The organism is Niallia sp. M35 (assembly GCF_050971705.1).
Classification (GTDB): Bacteria; Bacillota; Bacilli; order Bacillales; family Cytobacillaceae; genus Niallia; species Niallia circulans_A.
The window spans coordinates 72,040-90,979 of sequence record NZ_JBPCEP010000005.1 but is presented as its reverse complement, the minus strand read 5'-3'; the positions used below and the strand labels follow the sequence as shown (position 1 = coordinate 90,979).

Genomic DNA, 18,940 nt, shown 5'->3' with positions numbered 1-18,940 from the left:
CATAGAATGAGGTCTTTTATGGACTTCATTCTATTTTTCTTCTTTCCTATCTTTACGTTATAATGGAAGTAAGAAGTTAAACAAGAAGGTGTATAAATGAACGGGGAACCACTTGCTTATCGAATGCGCCCGACGAATCTTGATGAAGTAGTCGGGCAAAAGGATATTATCGGAAAAACAACCAGTTTATATAAAATGATTAAAAATGGTCATGTTCCATCGATGTTATTGTATGGAGAGCCTGGCATTGGGAAAACCTCGATTGCCTTTGCTATTGCTGGTACAACAAAATTACCTTTTATTGCACTAAATGCGACTACATCAGGAAAGAAGGATGTGGAAGCTGTAGTGGATGAAGCAAGATTGACAGGGAAAGTCATTCTTTTTTTAGACGAAATTCATCGTTTTAATAAAGCGCAGCAGGATTATTTACTTCCTCATGTGGAGAGAGGGGATATTGTTTTAATAGGTGCTACTACGGAAAATCCCTACCATGATGTAAATCCTGCGATTCGCAGTAGATGTGGACAAATCAAGCAGTTAAAAAGATTAACGGATGATGATATTGAAGAATTATTGCATCGAGCATTACAAGATGAAAAAGGACTTGCGAATCTGTCCATTCAAATTTCAAAGGAACAGATTGCAAAAATTGCAAAAGGCACTAATGGAGATGCAAGAAAATCATTAACTCTTTTAGAGTCTATTGTCTATTCATCTGATAAAGAGGACGACGTTTTTATTATCAAGGATGATACCATTGACCAAATGATTGAAAAAGTCGGTGTTTTTGGGGATAAAAAAGGCTCGCATTTCTATAATTTATTATCTAGTCTACAGAAAAGTATCCGAGGCAGTGATGTAGATGCCGCTCTATATTACCTTGCTCATTTATTAGAAACTGGAGATTTAGTTGCCGTAAACAGGAGATTGCTAGTTATTGCCTATGAAGATGTTGGCCTTGCCAATACATCTGTCGGCAATAATGTTTTAGCAGCAGTGACGGCGAGTGAGCGACTTGGTTTACCAGAAGCGCGAATTCCTTTATCTGTAGCGGTTGTGGAAATGTGTTTATCCTCTAAATCTAACGCAGCCTATAAAGCATTAGATGCTGCCATAGCAGATGTCCGCAATGGGAGAGTCGGGGATATCCCTATGCATTTAAGGGATGGTCATTATGAAGGAAGCAAAAAGTTAGGACATGTCGGATATATTTATCCACATGACTATCCAATTGGAACGTTTGGTGGATGGGTTGATCAAGAATATTTCCCGGAAAAACTAAAAGGAACTCAGTATTACCACCCAACTGAAGCTGGTGAGGAGAAGAAGCTGGGAGCGATATACGATAGGCTTAAAGGATTTAAAAAAAATAAATAAGCATAGACTTATATAATGGAGTCTAGTTAAATGGCATGCAAGAAATGTATGGCAGTCATTTAACTAGGCTTCTTTTTTTAGGGCTTGTTAGAAATATCTATACGGACATTCTCAAAAGATGGTAGATAATATCGTTTTCGCCAATCTATATTTTTTGTTATAATCTTCATTTTTTCAAATATCTAAGAAAAATACTGACTTTCCTCTATTTTATAGATTGAAAAAGAGGCAGCTAGAGATTAAATTGAAAGTGCTTACATTTTGGTAGGCGGTTATTTCGCTAGCGAATAATTAAAAACAAGGGGTTGAAAAAATGAAAAAGTCGATTAAAAAAGTATTATTGCTTCTTTTATGTTTTCCGTTTTTATTAATTGGTTGCTCAAGCGAAAGTAATTCAACATCTGATGATGGGAAGGTTGATGGAAAAACCCAGATTAAAATTACATGGAGAGATGTAGGAGAGCATGATAAATTAAAAAAATATTTAACAAATACATTTATCCCGGAATTTGAAAAGGAGAACCCAGACATAAAAATAGTTTTATCGCCAATTACAGCTAGTGAGGGGGATTATTTCTCTAAAGTGGCTTTATCGATGCAATCAGAAAGTACAGCACCTGATGTGGTTGCAGAAGACTCCTTTATGTTAAATTCAGATGCGAATGCAGGCTATTTATTACCCCTTGATGATTATGTGCGTGATTGGGATCAATGGAAATATTATACAGAAAATTTAAAATCAGGCTCGATTGGAGAAGATGGAAAATTATATGCCATCCCAGGAACTTCTGATTCTCGCGGGTTATGGTATAACAAAAATGTTTTCAAAAAAGCTGGTTTGCCAGAAGACTGGCAGCCTAAAAATTGGGATGAGATTATAGAAGCTGCTGAAAAAATAAAAGATTCAGCTAAGGATGTTATTCCTCTTTCTATGGGAGTGGCTAAAGCAAACGGGGAATCCGTATCGATGCAGACTTTTGAAATGCTGCTCTATGGCACAGACGATGTGTTATTTGATGCTGATACAAAGAAATGGCATGTGAATACTAAAGGAATCGAGGAATCCTTACAATTTATTGATCAAGTTTATAATCAGAAAAAATTAGGTCCGCCACTATCTATTGCCATTAACAGCAACTATAGTTCCGTTTTATTCCAAGAAAAGTTCCCTAATGATGAAGCAGGAATTATATTAGATGGATTTTGGAATACAGGTAATTATACAGAAACAGGAGCAGTTCCAATGGATAATGTCACAGAACGATTTGGTTTTGCGGCCATGCCGACTCAAAATGGACAAGAGCCTGGCACTACGACTATGTCTGGAGGATGGACATGGGCAATTCCATCTAAAGCAAAAAATCCAGATGCTTCATGGAAGGTTATCCAAGCTTTAGGTGGGAAAGAACAGCAGGCAGCTCGCGCTGTTGCAGAAGGAAACTTAACAGTACGTGATGATTCAGCGGAAGTACCCGCCTATAAAGAACAAAATTTCATTTCGGAAGCAACGGAGTATTTGAAGAATGCTCATTTCCGTCCTGCTAATGACAAATATCCGAATGTTTCCGTAGAAATACAAACAATGGTGGAGGCAGTCGCAACTGGTAGCAAGACACCAAAACAAGCTGCCGAGGATTATGCGAGCAATGTAATCAGGATTGTCGGTGAAGGAAACGTAGTTAAATAACTGTACAAAAGGCTGAACACATGACCAGCAGGGAAATTTACTACCTATTCCTTGTATGGTCATCACCTTTTGTTATAGTGATAACCTTTTTAAAGGTGGGATGAAATTGGAAGCAGTATTAGGAAAAAAGCCGAAACGAAAAGGAAAGTCGGATCATGTTAAGGCAGCTATTTTTCTCGCTCCGACCTGGCTTTTATTATTGATATTTTTCATTGGACCGATGCTATTAACATTACTTTTTTCATTTACAAACTTAGCTCTGACTGGTGCGGAAGCTAGTCAGCTAAGGTTTGTAGGATTTGAAAACTTTACCCGGATGTTTCAAGATCCCGACTTCCGTGTCAGTGTGTGGAATACAATTGTTTTTGTTTTTTTCTCAGCGGTGCTCGGACAATGTTTCTTTGGCTTTTTGATCGCTTTTTTAATGAAAGAGAAAAACAAAACATTTAGAAGAATTGTTGGTCTAATTATAATTGCTGCCTGGGTAACTCCAGAAGTCGTGGTAGCATTTTGCTGGGTGGCATTTCTTGGCGAAAGTGGAACTGCTAATTGGCTGTTGAGTCTTTTTGATATGAAGCCGATTGCCTGGCTATTTACTTTTCCAATGGTGAGTGTTGTGATCGCGAATATGTGGAGAGGAACTGCTTTCTCTATGATGGTATTTCAAGCAGCTTTAGACGATATTCCAAAAGATGTAGAAGAGGCAGCCATAATGGATGGCGCCCGTCGATTTCAGGTTATTCGCTATATCACCATCCCCATGGTAAAAGGGACAATCGCCACAAATATGATGTTAGTTACGCTGCAAACACTTGGTGTATTTGCTTTAATTTATACAATGACTGGTGGCGGTCCAGGGGTAAGTACAGCAACGCTTCCTGTATTTATGTATAAACAAGCATTTGTCAGTTATCAGTTAGGGTATGGGACAGCGATTTCTTTTGTGTTATTAGTATTGGGTGCAATTGCCAGCTTCATATATATGAAAACCTTGAAAGTGAAAGTGTAGGTGAAGTGAGTTGGTTCAAAAAGGATATAAAGTGGAAAAACTTATTCATTATTTAATCCTGTCTATTCTGGCAATTTTGTTTTTGCTGCCGTTATTATGGATGCTATTTGCATCAGTAGATCCAGGGGCAATTCAGGCACTGAAGATGCCAGAAAAGATAACCTTAGACAACTTTAAGTCGATATTATCTGAAGCTGCGATTTTGCGTTCGTTTTTTATTGGAATAGGAATATCGACTTCACAGGCATTGTTGGTTGTGATTTTATGTGTGCTGGCTGCTTATCCATTGTCTAGGTATACATTAAAATATAAAAATAGTTTTATGATGACCATTTTGTTCATGACTTCCTTACCAATGACAGCTGTTATTGTACCGGTATTTCAGCTATTTCTTTATTTGAAATTTCAAGATTCTTTGATAGCGATGACGCTTTTTTTAATAGCTTCTTCCTTGCCATATGGTATTTGGATGATGAAGAATTTTATGGATTCTATTCCCTTGGATTTAGAAGAATCAGCATGGGTGGACGGAGCATCTATCTTTCAAGGAATAAAAAAAATTGTTGCTCCATTAATGCTTCCCGGAATATTCACAGTTGCTATCTTTACTTTTACAGGCAGCTGGGGAAATTATTTTGTTCCTTATATCCTCATTCAAAGTCCAGAAAAGCTGCCGGCTTCTGTAACGATCTTTCAATTTTTCGGTAACTTTGGAATGGTTAATTACGGCAGATTGGCAGCATTTTCGGTAATGTATACATTGCCTGTCGTTATTTTGTATACAATTTCACAAAATTTTATGTCAAAGGGCTTCAGTTTAGGCGGAGCTACGAAAGGATAGGGTGCTATGTTTTATATAATCGAAAAATTAGAAGCTAGAATGAAAGAATTAAATCCTTACCGATACATGGAAAGACAAAGTCTTAACAATTGGAAAGCAAAAGAAAGTATAGAAGGAGCAGAGAAATATCCACCTAGTATTACTACTGATTGGCAAGACTTTTCGTTAGGCGATATTTGGGAAGGAAGGGACTATTATTTATGGATTCAAACAACCTTTAAAGTTCCTAAATCAGATGGAAGGATAGTCTTACTATTGGACTTTGGTCGAACAGGCGGTGGCTATAACTCCGGATTTGAATCCTTGCTTTTTGTAGACGGCCAACCATACCAAGGCGTTGACTCCAATCATAAAGAAGTCTTTCTTGACCCTGGCTATTACGGAAAGGAAGTAACACTTTCCTTGAAATTATGGTCCGGATTAGAAGGCGGTGGTCCTGAGCAAATCCAATCACATACATTTAAGATGGCTGAATATACCATTTTAAATGAAGAATGTGATGATTTATATTTTACCGCAGATTGTGTTTTAAAAACGATTAAACAATTAAAGGAGGATGACTCAAAACGATATGAACTTTTGCCTTTATTAGAAAAAACCATGAAATATATCGATTGGTCCTACCCAGGCAGTCCTGCTTTTTATAAAAGTATAAAGTTAGCTAATGATAATTTACAAAAAGGAATAGATGCTTTAGACAAGCGAGAGTTAGTAACAATCACCGCGATTGGTCATACCCATATTGATGTCGCTTGGTTATGGAGACTGAAGCATACAAGAGAGAAAGCCGCTCGCAGTTTTTCAACTGTTTTACAGTTAATGAAGCAATATCCAGACTATATCTTTTTACAAACTCAGCCTCAACTCTATCAATATATAAAAGAAGATTATCCGGAGATCTATGAACAAATAAAAAATAGGATAGAAGAGGGCCGTTGGGAAATAGATGGTGCTATGTGGCTGGAAGCGGATTGTAATATACCATCTGGCGAATCACTAACTCGGCAAATTCTCCATGGAACACAATTTATAAAAAAAGAATTCCATAAAGATGTCCACTATCTATGGCTGCCAGATGTTTTTGGTTATTCATGGGCTTTGCCTCAGATTTTAAAAAAGAGTGGGATAGATACATTTATGACGACAAAAATAAGCTGGAATCAATACAATCGGATGCCACATGATACTTTTGTCTGGCGGGGGATAGATGGATCAGAGGTGTTAACCCATTTTATTACTACACCAGAACCAGGAAAAGACATAGTAGATAATCAATGGGCATCTCGCTGGTTTTATACGTATAATGGACAGTTAGAACCAGAAACAGTGTTAGGCAGCTATAAAGCTTATCGGAATAAAGATGTAAATAAACAACTGCTTATTTCGTATGGATATGGAGACGGTGGCGGTGGAGTCACAAGAGATATGTTAGAAAACCGCCGTCGTATGGATAAAATCCCAGGTCTTCCACATGTGAAAACAGGGCGTGCGGATGAATTTTTTCACCAGCTTCATGACACTATTGATTCTACAGAAAATTACGTTCATACGTGGGATGGGGAATTATATTTAGAATATCATCGAGGAACCTATACATCTCAAGCCTTTGTCAAAAAAATGAATCGTAGACTAGAGTTAACTTTAAGAGAACTAGAAATTTTGTATACAGCTGTACAAGACTCAAAAGGAGTTCATTATCCAAAAGAAGAAATAATGAGCATATGGGAAGTGTTATTGCGTAACCAATTTCATGATATTATTCCTGGTTCATCCATAAAAGAAGTTTATCAAGATCATAAGGTAGAAATAGGAGAGGCGATGGAAAGCTCTACTCAACTCTTAGCACGGTTAGATGAGGCAACAATAAATCAATGGACCATATTTAATTCGGCTGGCTGGGTGAGAAAGGAATTAGTAATAATTGATAAAAAAGAATCTGGTAAATTCATAACAGATTCTGGAGAAGAATTAGAAGCAGTGCCGTGTGAAGCAGGATATCTTGTCCAGACACCGAACATACCAGCTTTCGGAACTTGTATCCTGAAATTTGAACCGATGGAAGCAAAAAGGCTGGAAGCTCCTTTTATGAAAGCAATAGAAAACGGTATAGATACGAATTATTATCTAATTCGCTGGAATGAGAAAGGACAGTTAATTAGTATTTATGATAAACAGTATCATCGCGAAGTACTTAAAGAAAATGGCTTGGGGAACAGGCTTCAATTATTTGAAGATAAACCAATGAACTTTAATGCATGGGATATCGACATATTTTATCAAGAAAAGTATAACGAGTTAGCCGCAGAATCAATTATCATTAAAGAACAAAACAACCTATACGCAAAGGTTGAATTTGTTTATTCATTTGGTACTTCGAGAATTATTCAATATATGCAGGTTTATAAACATTCACGTCGAATAGATTTTATTACAAAGACAGATTGGAAAGAAAGGGAACAATTACTGAAAGCAGGATTTGATGTCGATATTCGCAATACTGTCGCAACCTATGATATTCAATATGGCAATGTCCAGCGGCCTACACATTGGAATACAAGCTGGGATATGGCGAAATTCGAGACAGTAGCACACCAGTGGGTGGACTATTCGCAAAGGGACTATGGAGTCAGCATACTTAATGACTGTAAGTACGGCCATGATATAAAAGACCAAACAATGCGGATTACCTTATTAAAAGGGGGAATATATCCAGACCCAACAGCTGATATAGGAATGCATGAATTTACGTATAGTCTTCTACCACATAAAGGAGATTTCGTAAATGGAAGAACGGTTGAAGAAGCTTGGGCTCTAAATCAGCCATTATCCGTACTACAAGGGAAACGAGTAAATCAGAGACTATTTAAATTGCATACAGCAGAAAGCGTATACATTGATGCTGTGAAAGCGGCGGAAAATGGTCAAGGGATTATATTACGACTGCATGACCACCTAGGAAGTAATAGAGTGCTAACTTTAGAACCATTATTTGATTGTCGACAATGGAATGAAACAAATTTGCTGGAGGAAGATATGGAACCTCCTGTGGATATAGAGGGAAATATTACATTGGAGTTAAGTCCCTATGAAATAAAGACGATACGAATTGTATAAAGCTAAACATTTTTTTAGCGATTAATAGGTGGAGGGTTTATTCCCACCTATTAATCATCTTTATACCATAAGTTTACATACCTCTTTCTAAATATTGTTTTTATTATAACGGAAAAAATATAATTGGAATAATAACAAAGAGGGGGATAACATGTTTCGGAAAACTATTTTTAAGAAACTATTTCTATCATTCTCCGTGGTTATCATTATCTATACTTCTATTATTTTGTTTGTGACTATCTCGCAAGAATATTCCCAAAATCGGCTTGAAATAAATAAATTAAATGAAATGTTTTTGGAAAGAGAAAGTAATATAATTGACTATCGCCTAGATGTTTCCTTAAATGTGGTCAAGCTGTTATCCCAGCAAGATGTTATTGCGGAATTTTTAAAGGAAAATCAGTTTAATTATAGTGTCTATAGTAAAATGTTTAATGAGTTAACAGGCAATCATTTTTCAAACGATCAGTTAGGTTTTAATCTTGCTGTTTTAAAAGATTATGGGACAGATGTAACTAGTTCAGATGGTTATTTTTTGTTTAAAGACTATATGAAATTTATCCATATGGATGAGAATATCACAGAGTTAGAAGCTTTTATGGATTTAAAGGGAAACAATGATTTACAGTGTTATGACGCCAAAGATAAACTAGTTATTGTCAATAAAATCTATTATCAGCAGGAAAAGCAATATCTCTATTTTTTCATTGTGTGGGAGAAAAAGGACTTATTAATGAGCAATTTACCAGATGCGAATAGTATTCTTGCGATGGTTGATTCGTCTGTCTTAGCCTCTACAACCATTATGGGAGAAAACGTACTAGCTAGTTTTTTACCGGTGAAAAAAACCAATGAAAATCAAATTGTCTATCGCTCGGTTAATAAATACGATGGCTATCAAAAGCGCTCCAATGCGATACCAACTATTCATTATTTATATATAACGAATGTACATACAGGAATTGGATTACCAATTCATACCCTTACCAGTATCGGAGTAATTTTGATTGTCCTTCTTTTGTTAGGTTTTGTTCTAACTACCACTTTAAGCAGAAAATCATATTCACCCATTGAAGAAATTATCAAAAATATTAAAAGTGGAGAGGAAAAAAATAGTTCGGACAGTTATATAAAAAATGAGTTGGATTATATTATCTCTAAAATTCATATTATCAATAAAACCAATCAGAACTTAGTACAGCTTCAACAAAGCTCATTAGTTGATTTGCAAGAAAACTTTCTCAAAAACATCATTTATGAAAATTATGATAAGCAGAATATGGAGAGAAGGTTGAAACTCCTGCAATTAGATCCATTCAGTCAGGGCGGCATTCTTGCCATTATAACCATGCAGGGGATTTCTGAATGGGAATCCAATTTAAGCGAAGGGAATATTTTAACATTAAGGAAAAAAGTACTAGCTTTATGCAATGAAAAAGAAACCAATCAAAAATTTATTTCTTTTCCCATTGATTATAAACATTTTTGTTTGTTTTTTGCAGAAAAAAATCAGCATCTTATTTTAGATGTTTTACATCGAATGATTGGGAGGATAGAGCAAGAATTAGGAGTAGAAATTACTTTTACCCTCTCACAAGCCTTTCCATCTTTAAGCGAATTGCCAAAAATATTTAAATCTTCCTTTCAGCTTATGGAACAGAAATACTCTTTTATTGATACAAAATCTCTATGCAGCAGCCATATTCCATTATCATCTGGGAAAGATTATTCCTATAGTGTAGAAACGGAAAGTATTTTAATAAATTTTATGCAGAAAAGAGAGTTGAAGCATGCCAAGAAATTGATAAATGAGATAGTTGAAACAAATTTTAGAGAAGAAAGCATGGATATATATAATATATATGATTTTCGAAATGCTCTCATCAATACGATAAAAAGAATTTTAAATAAATGTAATCTGTCTTTTAGTGATTTTTTAAAGAATAATAAAGCGCTATTCTTTCATTTAAACAGTTCTGATATCGAGATACTAAAAAATACCTTCATCGATATATTCAATGAGTTAATGTTACTTCTAGAAGAAAAGCACTCCATTAAACTTTCTACAGTTGAAAGTGTTCTTCGTTATATTCAAGAAAATTACACAAGCGATCTATCTTTAGGCGAAGTAGCAGATCATTTTCAATTAAGTGAATCCTATGTTAGCAAGTTGATTAAAGATCATTTAAAATCCTCGTTTAAAAATTATGTAAATCAATTGAAAGTAGAGAAATCAAAAATTTTATTGGAATCGGGTAAATATATGGTATCAGAGGTTGGTGAAATGGTTGGCTGTAAAAATGTGAATACTTTTATTAGGATTTTTAAGCAGCAGGAAGGAATAACGCCAGGAAAATATGTTATTAATAAAATGGCTAAATAAATAGTTACACAGAGAACGGAATACATCCATCAAATTTTTTTACATGAATAAAACCAAAACAATGATAGGAGATATTTTGACTATCTTCGTATTTTGGCTTGTGTTTATCTTGAGGGTGGAACATAAGTATTTCAACCCAATATAACCCCGAACAATTATATGTACATATTAGAGAAAGTTCGTATAATTTGTTTGGCGGTTTTTATTTATTTTAAGAAAAAAGGTTTGTGGTAATCACCCGCAGACTGAATACACTTCGCTTTCCATGGGGCGAGCGCCAAGCCTCCTCGTTCCTGCGGGGTCTTGGACTTTCTCGCAGCTCCCATAGGAGTCTACGTGTATTCAGTCTGCTTTGTTTTTTCCTAGTAATTTTAGTTTGCTTAAAAACTAAATAAGCTTTAAAAAAGGAGTGAAATGGAACGGAGGATACTCGACTCCTGCGGGAAGCAGAGCAAAGCCTAAGACCCCACAGGCTTTAGCCGAGGAGACTTAGGTTGCTCCCCGGCGCATCGTGTGTCTGTAGTGTAATGGAACGAATTGGTTTCACCACTGAATTAGAGATTGTTCGTCTTTATCCAATATATATTTTGTTTTGTCTCATTTATGTTTTTAAAGAAAAAATTTTAGTAGATATTTCGATTTTTTAAATAAATTTATTCCATTAATCCAAATTACTATTAAAATAGAAGAAAGATACTAGACGAGAGGGACGTGAAATGGTGAAAATTGATAAAATTGAAGTCCAACATGTGAAAATGCCGCTGGTTAGTCCGTTTAAGACAAGTTTTGGTGAACTGTTAGAAAAGGATTTTCTGATCATTAAAATATATAGTGGTGAGCACATTGGGTATGGAGAGTCTGTCGCTTTACCTGATCCTACTTATAGCGAGGAAACAACTGGAACTGTTATTTATATGCTAAACGAGTTTTTGATACCACTCTTGTTTAAAGATGAGATAACGCACCCAGATGAAGTTTCAAAAAGATTCGCTCCAATCAGAAGAAATAATATGGCAAAAGCAACTTTAGAAGGCGCAATATGGGATTTATATAGTAAACAGCAAGGTATTTCTCTTTCGAAAGCGCTTGGAGGTATTCAAACATCGATTGATGTTGGGGTAAGTATTGGAATCGAACCAACTACAGACATGCTTTTAACAAAAGTGGAACGCTTTTTGAATGAGGGCTATAAAAAGATTAAAGTGAAAATTAAACCTGGCTATGACTTAGAGCCTTTAGCAAAAATAAGACAAACCTTTGGTTATGACATCCCACTAATGGCAGATGCGAATTCTGCCTATACGTTAGCAGATATCGAGCGAATTAAAGAATTAGATCCACTTAAGTTGATGATGATTGAACAGCCATTAGCATATGATGATATTATTGATCATTCTATTTTGCAAAGTGAGCTCGCAACACCAATATGTTTGGATGAAAGTATTCATTCCGTAGAAGATGCTCGAAAAGCGATTGAATTAGGAAGCTGTAAAATAATAAATATTAAGATTGGCCGTGTCGGCGGTTTGACGGAAGCTAAGAAAATACATGATGTATGTAAAAAACACGATATTCCTGTATGGTGTGGCGGCATGCTGGAAGGCGGAATCGGAAGAGCGCATAATATCGCGATAACCTCCCTTCCGGCTTTTACAATTGCGGGGGATACATCTGCATCGAATCGATACTGGAAAAAAGATATTATTTGTCCAGAGGTCACATTGTCTACGCCAGGCAAAATAGAAGTACCAAAAGGAGCCGGTATTGGGTTCGATTTAAACGAAGCAGTGATTAATCAGCATTTAATTTCAAAGAAGGAATATGCTAATCCATTCATTTAATAAGGGGGGAACGACGACAGTGGATCCTTATATAATAAGAGAAGTAACTGAAAAAGCTGAAATCCAACTGGTAGTTTCCCTTCAAGATTCAATTTGGGGCAGGACTAATACTACACCCTATCCATTTTTAGTTGCCTCTATTCATAATGGTGGAATGATTATAGGGGCTTTTTTGAAAGAAGAACTGGTAGGCTTTTGCTATAGTTTCCCTGGTTTTCATCAAAAGGAAATCTATTTAGTGTCCCATATGATGGCAGTGAAAGCAAAGGATAGAAATGCTGGATTGGGCTTTAAAATGAAAGTAAAACAAAAGGAAATGGCCTTGAAACGTGGCTATTCAAAAATTATTTGGACTTTTGATCCGCTAGAATCACGGAATGCCAATCTAAATATAGCGAAACTAGGAGGGGTAGTGAAAACATATTATCCTAATCATTACGGATCCATGGAGGATGAATTAAACGGAGGCCTTCCTTCAGACAGGTTTTTGTTAGAGTGGGATATTGGGAAACTATCAGTAAATCCTCATCCGGCAGGAGAGCAAATTCCATCACTTGTTACATGGAAAACGATAAAAGAAATCCCTATTCCTTTATCTTTTGAACTCCTATCCAAAAAAGCGGATACCTACAAGGTTCCTGTTCCTAAAAATATACATACAATAAAAGAAAAAGATTTTGCCACAGCCGAAAAGTGGCGTATGATGCTTAGGAATGTTTTTACTCATTTGTTTTCAAGGGGATATATCATTCACAGCTATCACAAGACAAATGAACTAGTGAATTATTATATTGTAAGCTTAAACAAAGAGAATGAATGAACTTATTTGAATAACGAATTACATAAACGAGGAGGGGAAAAATGCACGAACAAATAGACAGCTGGGTAGATGGGAAAAAGGAAGAGATAATAGCTATGTATCAGTTTCTTCATAATCATGCAGAAATAAGCTGGGAAGAAGTCGAAACAACGAAATTTATAAAAAATGAGCTGGAGAAATTATCCATTCCCTATCAATTATTCGATGATCAAACTGGGATTGTTGGGGAATGGGGGAAAGGAAATAATCCTGTTATAGGGTTGCGAGCAGATATGGATGCATTATGGCAGCAAGTGAATGGAGAATGGAAGGCCAATCATTCATGTGGTCATGATGCACACACGACGATTTTGCTTTTTACCTTAAGATGTCTGAAGGAACTAGGCGTAGAACCAAATGGGAAAATAAAGTGCCTGTTCCAACCTGCTGAAGAGACTGGTGCAGGGGCAATTTCCTTTATTAATAAAGGGCTTCTAGACGATATTGATTATTTATTAGGATTACATGTGCGACCAATTCAAGAAATGAGAATGGGAGAATGTTCTCCTGCAATCTATCATGGAGCAGCGGCAAGCTTTAAAGGAAAACTATATGGAATGCAGGCACATGCCGCAAGACCGCATTTAGGGATAAACGTTATCGACAGTCTTACAGCTATTAATATGGCTATTCGTTCTATTCCGTTGAACCCGATTATCCCTGCTTCTGCAAAAATGACTTTTGTCCAGGCGGGAGGAAAGAATTTTAATATTATCCCCGATTATGCGGAGTTTGGCATCGATGTTCGTGCCCAAACCAATGAAGAGATGGAACAATTGATTTCCAGACTTGAAAGCCAAGTGAAACTTGCAGGTGAAGCGAATGGTGCTCGAGTTGAATTAGAACTTCTATCCGATATGCCAGCAGCAACACCAAATAAATTGATGGAAGAAATAGCAGCTGAAAGCATTAAAGAAATACTAGGAGCGAAAGGGCTTGTGAAGCCTCCAGTAACACCTGGTGGAGAAGATTTTCATTATTATGCGAAAGTAAAGGAACAACTGCAAACAACAATGATTGGCTTAGGCACAGATTTACAGCCCGGATTACATCACCCAGACATGTATTTTCAGTTAGAAAGCCTACTGCATGGGATAAAAATCATGGCTTTATCGACAGTAAAATTAATGGAAGAAAAACAATAGATTGAAGGAATTTCTTCTTTTGGCATAGGAGGAATTCCTTTTTTTAATCTAGTAGATGCTTCTATGTACAGCAATAAAAAAAGCAAGTTTATCGAAAACGAAAAAATATGATATCCTATTGAATAGATAGGATATAAACTAATTATACTGAATAAAGAATGAATATCAGGTCTTTACTGCAACAATTATAAAAGTAATTATGCTATAATGCATAATGGCAATTATACAGAAAAAACACTTACGATAGGGAAAGCAAAAGGGACTGCAGATGAAATCATTAATAGGCCAAGATAAACCAGTTCAACGACTTTTTATTTTTATTATAGGGCTTTTGATTATGTCATTAGGCATTGTATTAATTATTACTGCAAATTTAGGTTCAGCCCCATGGGATGTTTTGAATATTGGATTGCATATTCAGTTTGGTCTGACCATCGGCAGCTGGGCAATAATAGTTGGTTTTTTAATCCTATTGATAGCTGCCATCCTTTCAAAAAAACTTCCTCCTTTTGGTGCTTTATTAAATATGGTGTTAGTAGGAGTATTTATTGATTTTTTCCTACTACTTCCCTTTATGAATACCCCTTCGACCCTTTATCAAAAATGGATTATGTTTTTAATTGGATTGATTATAATGGGCTATGGAATGGGATTCTATATTTCTGCGAAACTTGGTGCAGGACCGCGAGATAGTCTTATGATTGTCTTATCGGAAAAATTTGGCGGGGGCATAGCAAGAACGAGATTATTAATGGAGGCAATTGTTTTAATAATAGGATGGATACTTGGTGGACCTGTATCATGGGGAACGATTATCTATGCTGCCTTAATAGGAAGAGTTGCAGGATGGAGTATCCCACAGTGTACAAAATGGACGAACTATATATTGGATCGAAATAAAAGAACGGTGAATAATATTCACCAACATAATATGGAGCGGGAGGCAAAATAATGAAAATATCTACAAAAGGAAGATATGGATTAACTATTATGATGGAGTTAGCAAAAAAGCACGGAGAGGGACCGATTTCATTAAAATCAATTGCTCAAACCAATAATTTATCCGAGCATTACTTGGAACAATTAGTTGCTCCGTTACGTAATGCTGGTTATGTGCGCAGTATTCGTGGAGCATATGGTGGATATGTATTAGGTGATGAACCGAATAAAATTACTGCTGGAGATATTATTCGGATATTAGAAGGACCTATAAGTCCTGTCGAGGGAATCGAAGATGAAGAACCAGCTAAGAAAGCTTTATGGATGAAAATCAGAGATGCGGTAAAAGATGTATTAGATTCAACCACAATTGAAGACCTAGCTAACCATCAAGAAGACGATAACTCAGATGGTTATATGTTTTATATTTAATAAGCTGTTTTTTGGAAAATCGATGGCTGTTTCTTTATAATAGCAATCAAGTATGTAGAAAGCTCTTTGGATGATTTTTTTTATATTGGACAAAAAATAGAAACCTGAAATGATCACAACTAATTAATTGTAGGTGAATAACTTGGAACATATTTATGTGGATCATGCGGCAACTTCACCCATGCATCCAAAAGTAATCGATAGAATGTATGAAGTCATGAAAGATCAATTTGGCAATCCTTCAAGTATTCATGCCTATGGAAGACAGGCAAGAAATATATTGGATAATGCTAGAGCAGTAGTTGCTTCTAGTATAGGTGCACACGAAAATGAAATTATTTTTACGAGCGGTGGTACAGAGGCAGATAATTACGCTATCTTTGGAATTGCAGAAGGCAAAGAAGCGAAAGGAAAACATATTATTACAACGGAAATTGAACACCATGCTGTATTGCATGCTTGCCAAGAATTAGAGAAAAAGGGCTACGAGGTTACTTATCTTTCTGTAAATGAATACGGACTAATAGATTTGAATGAATTCAAAGCAGCATTAAGAGAAGATACTATTCTTGTTACGATTATGTATGGCAATAACGAAGTGGGTGCGATTCAACCGATAAAAGAAATAGGCTTATTGTTAAAAGATCATCCTGCTGTCTTCCACACAGATGCGGTACAAGCCTATGGTTTAGAAGATATGGATGTAAAAGAACAGCACATCGACCTTTTATCCGTTTCTTCTCATAAGATTAATGGTCCTAAAGGAATAGGTTTTTTATATGTTAAGAACGGCATTAAACTAAATCCTCAATTATTTGGTGGCGAACAAGAGAAAAAAAGAAGAGCTGGAACTGAGAATGTTCCTTCTTTAGCAGGCTTTCAGCTAGCAGTAGAAATTTCTCAACAGGATAGATTGCAAAAGAGAGAGCAGTTTAAAAAGTATAAAGAAATTCTAATTGGTATCTTAAAAGATAATAATATTTCATTTAAACAAAACGGATTAGTTGATAATACCTTGCCACATGTTTTAAACTTAAGCTTTCCCGGTACAAATGTGGAAGCAATGTTAGTTAATCTTGACTTAGCAGGTATTGCTGCTTCTAGTGGTTCCGCATGTACTGCTGGATCAATCGAACCTTCTCATGTGTTAGTAAGCATGTTTGGCAAAGAATCGGAAAGAACAAAAAATTCCATTCGATTTAGCTTTGGATTAAATAATACGGAACAACAAATAGAAAAGGTCGGTCATGAGTTAGTCAAAATCATTAACCGTCTGACAAAATGATAACCTTCCCTTCCATGTAAAGGGAAGGGCTAAGGGGGAAATGGAAAATGGAAAAAGCACCAAAAGATACCCGGGTAGTAGTAGGAATGTCTGGTGGAGTTGACTCATCAGTTGCTGCGTTACTTTTAAAAGAACAAGGCTATGATGTTATCGGTATATTCATGAAAAACTGGGACGATACAGACGAATTCGGTGTCTGCACTGCAACGGAGGATTATGAAGATGTCATTCGTGTCTGCAATCAGTTAGAGATTCCTTATTATGCGGTGAACTTTGAAAAACAATACTGGGATAAAGTGTTCACTTATTTTCTTGATGAATATAAAGCGGGGAGAACACCTAATCCCGATGTAATGTGTAATAAAGAAATTAAATTTAAAGCTTTCTTAGAGCATGCAATGAGTCTTGGAGCTGATTATCTTGCAACAGGGCACTATGCACAAGTAGTCAGAGAAGATGGTCAAGTGCGCATGCTTAGAGGGAAAGATGATAATAAAGACCAAACATATTTTTTAAATCAACTAACAGAAGAACAATTAAGCAAAGTAATGTTCCCTATTGGCGGCATGGAAAAATCAAAGGTTCGTGAACTTGCTGCTAAAGCAAATCTTGCGACAGCAACCAAAAAAGACAGCACAGGTATCTGTTTCATAGGAGAGCGTAATTTCAAAGAATTCTTAAGTGGATATCTTCCTGCGCAAAAAGGAAATATGGAAACAATGGATGGAGAAGTAATTGGCCGTCATGATGGACTTATGTATTATACAATCGGGCAAAGACATGGTCTTGGCATTGGCGGAAGTGGAGAACCTTGGTTTGTTATCGGCAAGGATTTAAAACGGAATGTCTTATATGTAGGTCAAGGATTCCATCACGAGTTGCTTTATTCTGACAGCATTATTGCGACCAACGTTAGCTGGGTATCCAAAGATCGCATTGGTACATCATTTGAATGTACAGCTAAATTTCGTTACCGTCAACCAGATAATAAAGTAACGGTAGAGGTTATCGATGAAAATACAGTCAAAGTTATCTTCCACGAACCAATTCGTGCTGTAACGCCAGGACAAGCAGTTGTATTCTATCAAGGAGAAGAATGCTTAGGCGGAGGAACAATTGATAAAGTGTTCCGTGATAATGAAAGATTAACATATGTAGGTTAAGGATGAACTGTCGACTAACATTAGTTGGTCGACAGTTTTTACATACTGCAAAAAGCAGCTAGCAATTCTCCTGTAATAGGAGGATTTGCTAGTTTCTTTTGTGTAGTTGCTTTTCTCATTTTTGATTAGAAAATATGCTATACTACCAATAAGAAATGGAGTGTTTTAAGATGGATAATAGTCAATTAGGAATACAATATATGCAAGAAGGCAAATGGGAAGAAGCGGCAAAAATTTTTATGGAAGAGATTGAGAAAAATCCGAACAATGCAGTTTCTTACGTTAATTTTGGCAATGTTTTATCAGCTTTGGGTGATGATACAAGAGCATTATCTTTCTACCAAAAGGCGATTGAAATAGATGATACAACGGCTGCAGCCTATTATAGTGCAGGAACCGTTTATTATGAAAAAGAAAATTTAGAATCCGCAAAGAATATGTTTGAACTAGCATTAGAAAAGGGACTAGAATCAAGTGATAATTTCTTTATGCTTGGACTTACTTATGTTGGTTTAGATAAAGGGAAATTGGCAATCCCTTATTTTCAAAGAGCAGTTGAACTAAATAGTCAAGATGCAGAGGCGTTCTTTCAACTAGGGCTCTGTTTGGCACAAAATGAATATATTGAAGAAGCAATTACACAATTTCAATCCTGTCTAGCATTAGATGCCACTCATGCAGATGCTTATTATAATTTAGGGGTTGCCTATGGTTTTAAAGAAGAAACAGCGAAAGCAGTCGAAATGTTCAATAAGGCGCTAGAAATCCAGCCAGATCATCTTCTTGCTGGTTACGGAAAGCAAATTATCGAAGAAAAGTAATGGAAAGAGAAATGAAATGTAAGGGAAGAAAGGAGGAATTC

The 18,940-nt window shown here is 36.1% G+C and carries 14 protein-coding genes; all 14 read left to right on the top strand.

The genetic code is table 11. The annotated features are described in order from the left end of the window. The first annotated feature begins 96 nt into the window (after nt 1-96). The 14 genes from NiCM35_RS08000 to NiCM35_RS07935 all read left to right on the top strand — a co-directional run bounded on the left by NiCM35_RS08000 (nt 97) and on the right by NiCM35_RS07935 (nt 18,899). Nucleotides 97-1,380, top strand: coding sequence for a replication-associated recombination protein A (locus tag NiCM35_RS08000; protein WP_095331677.1), 1,284 nt, complete (start codon nt 97-99; stop codon nt 1,378-1,380). Between the two features lie 313 nt (nt 1,381-1,693). Continuing rightward, complete coding sequence (locus NiCM35_RS07995; RefSeq protein ID WP_123258035.1) at nt 1,694-3,067, top strand: extracellular solute-binding protein; 1,374 nt, start codon at nt 1,694-1,696, stop codon at nt 3,065-3,067. Between the two features lie 106 nt (nt 3,068-3,173). Further along, nucleotides 3,174-4,076, top strand: a complete 903-nt coding sequence (locus NiCM35_RS07990; protein ID WP_206426390.1) for a carbohydrate ABC transporter permease — start codon at nt 3,174-3,176, stop codon at nt 4,074-4,076. A 10-nt stretch (nt 4,077-4,086) separates the two neighbouring features. Then, entirely contained in the window at nt 4,087-4,917 is an 831-nt protein-coding gene (locus NiCM35_RS07985; RefSeq protein ID WP_095331683.1) for a carbohydrate ABC transporter permease, read from the top strand. 6 nt (nt 4,918-4,923) lie between these two features. Then, nucleotides 4,924-8,031 (top strand): alpha-mannosidase, encoded by a 3,108-nt coding sequence (locus tag NiCM35_RS07980; protein WP_341123045.1) that lies wholly within the window; start codon nt 4,924-4,926, stop codon nt 8,029-8,031. A gap of 151 nt (nt 8,032-8,182) precedes the next feature. Then, the gene (locus NiCM35_RS07975) at nt 8,183-10,414 is read left to right on the top strand and encodes a helix-turn-helix transcriptional regulator (RefSeq protein WP_123260798.1); all 2,232 of its coding nucleotides are present in this window, start codon (nt 8,183-8,185) and stop codon (nt 10,412-10,414) included. A gap of 719 nt (nt 10,415-11,133) precedes the next feature. Next, a complete protein-coding gene (menC, locus tag NiCM35_RS07970) occupies nt 11,134-12,255 on the top strand; it encodes an o-succinylbenzoate synthase (RefSeq protein ID WP_433779274.1) in 1,122 nt (373 codons plus the stop codon). 19 nt (nt 12,256-12,274) lie between these two features. Continuing rightward, complete coding sequence (locus tag NiCM35_RS07965) at nt 12,275-13,075, top strand: GNAT family N-acetyltransferase (RefSeq protein ID WP_164463667.1); 801 nt, start codon at nt 12,275-12,277, stop codon at nt 13,073-13,075. A gap of 41 nt (nt 13,076-13,116) precedes the next feature. Next, on the top strand, nt 13,117-14,259 hold the full coding sequence (locus tag NiCM35_RS07960) for a M20 peptidase aminoacylase family protein (protein WP_123260799.1): 1,143 nt from the start codon (nt 13,117-13,119) through the stop codon (nt 14,257-14,259). Between the two features lie 268 nt (nt 14,260-14,527). Next, nucleotides 14,528-15,211 (top strand): YczE/YyaS/YitT family protein, encoded by a 684-nt coding sequence (locus tag NiCM35_RS07955; protein ID WP_095331693.1) that lies wholly within the window; start codon nt 14,528-14,530, stop codon nt 15,209-15,211. Further along, nucleotides 15,211-15,630 (top strand): cysteine metabolism transcriptional regulator CymR, encoded by a 420-nt coding sequence (gene cymR / locus NiCM35_RS07950; RefSeq protein ID WP_095331695.1) that lies wholly within the window; start codon nt 15,211-15,213, stop codon nt 15,628-15,630. Before NiCM35_RS07955 ends, cymR begins: the two co-directional genes overlap by 1 nt. 142 nt (nt 15,631-15,772) lie before the next feature. Next, nucleotides 15,773-16,915 carry a cysteine desulfurase family protein gene (locus NiCM35_RS07945; protein ID WP_123260800.1) on the top strand — a complete coding sequence of 381 codons (1,143 nt, stop codon included), beginning with the start codon at nt 15,773-15,775 and terminating at the stop codon, nt 16,913-16,915. Nucleotides 16,916-16,962: 47 nt separating this feature from the next. Further along, a complete protein-coding gene (mnmA, locus tag NiCM35_RS07940) occupies nt 16,963-18,078 on the top strand; it encodes a tRNA 2-thiouridine(34) synthase MnmA (protein ID WP_095331699.1) in 1,116 nt (371 codons plus the stop codon). A gap of 170 nt (nt 18,079-18,248) precedes the next feature. Next, nucleotides 18,249-18,899, top strand: a complete 651-nt coding sequence (locus tag NiCM35_RS07935; RefSeq protein ID WP_095331701.1) for a tetratricopeptide repeat protein — start codon at nt 18,249-18,251, stop codon at nt 18,897-18,899. Nucleotides 18,900-18,940: the final 41 nt, after the last annotated feature.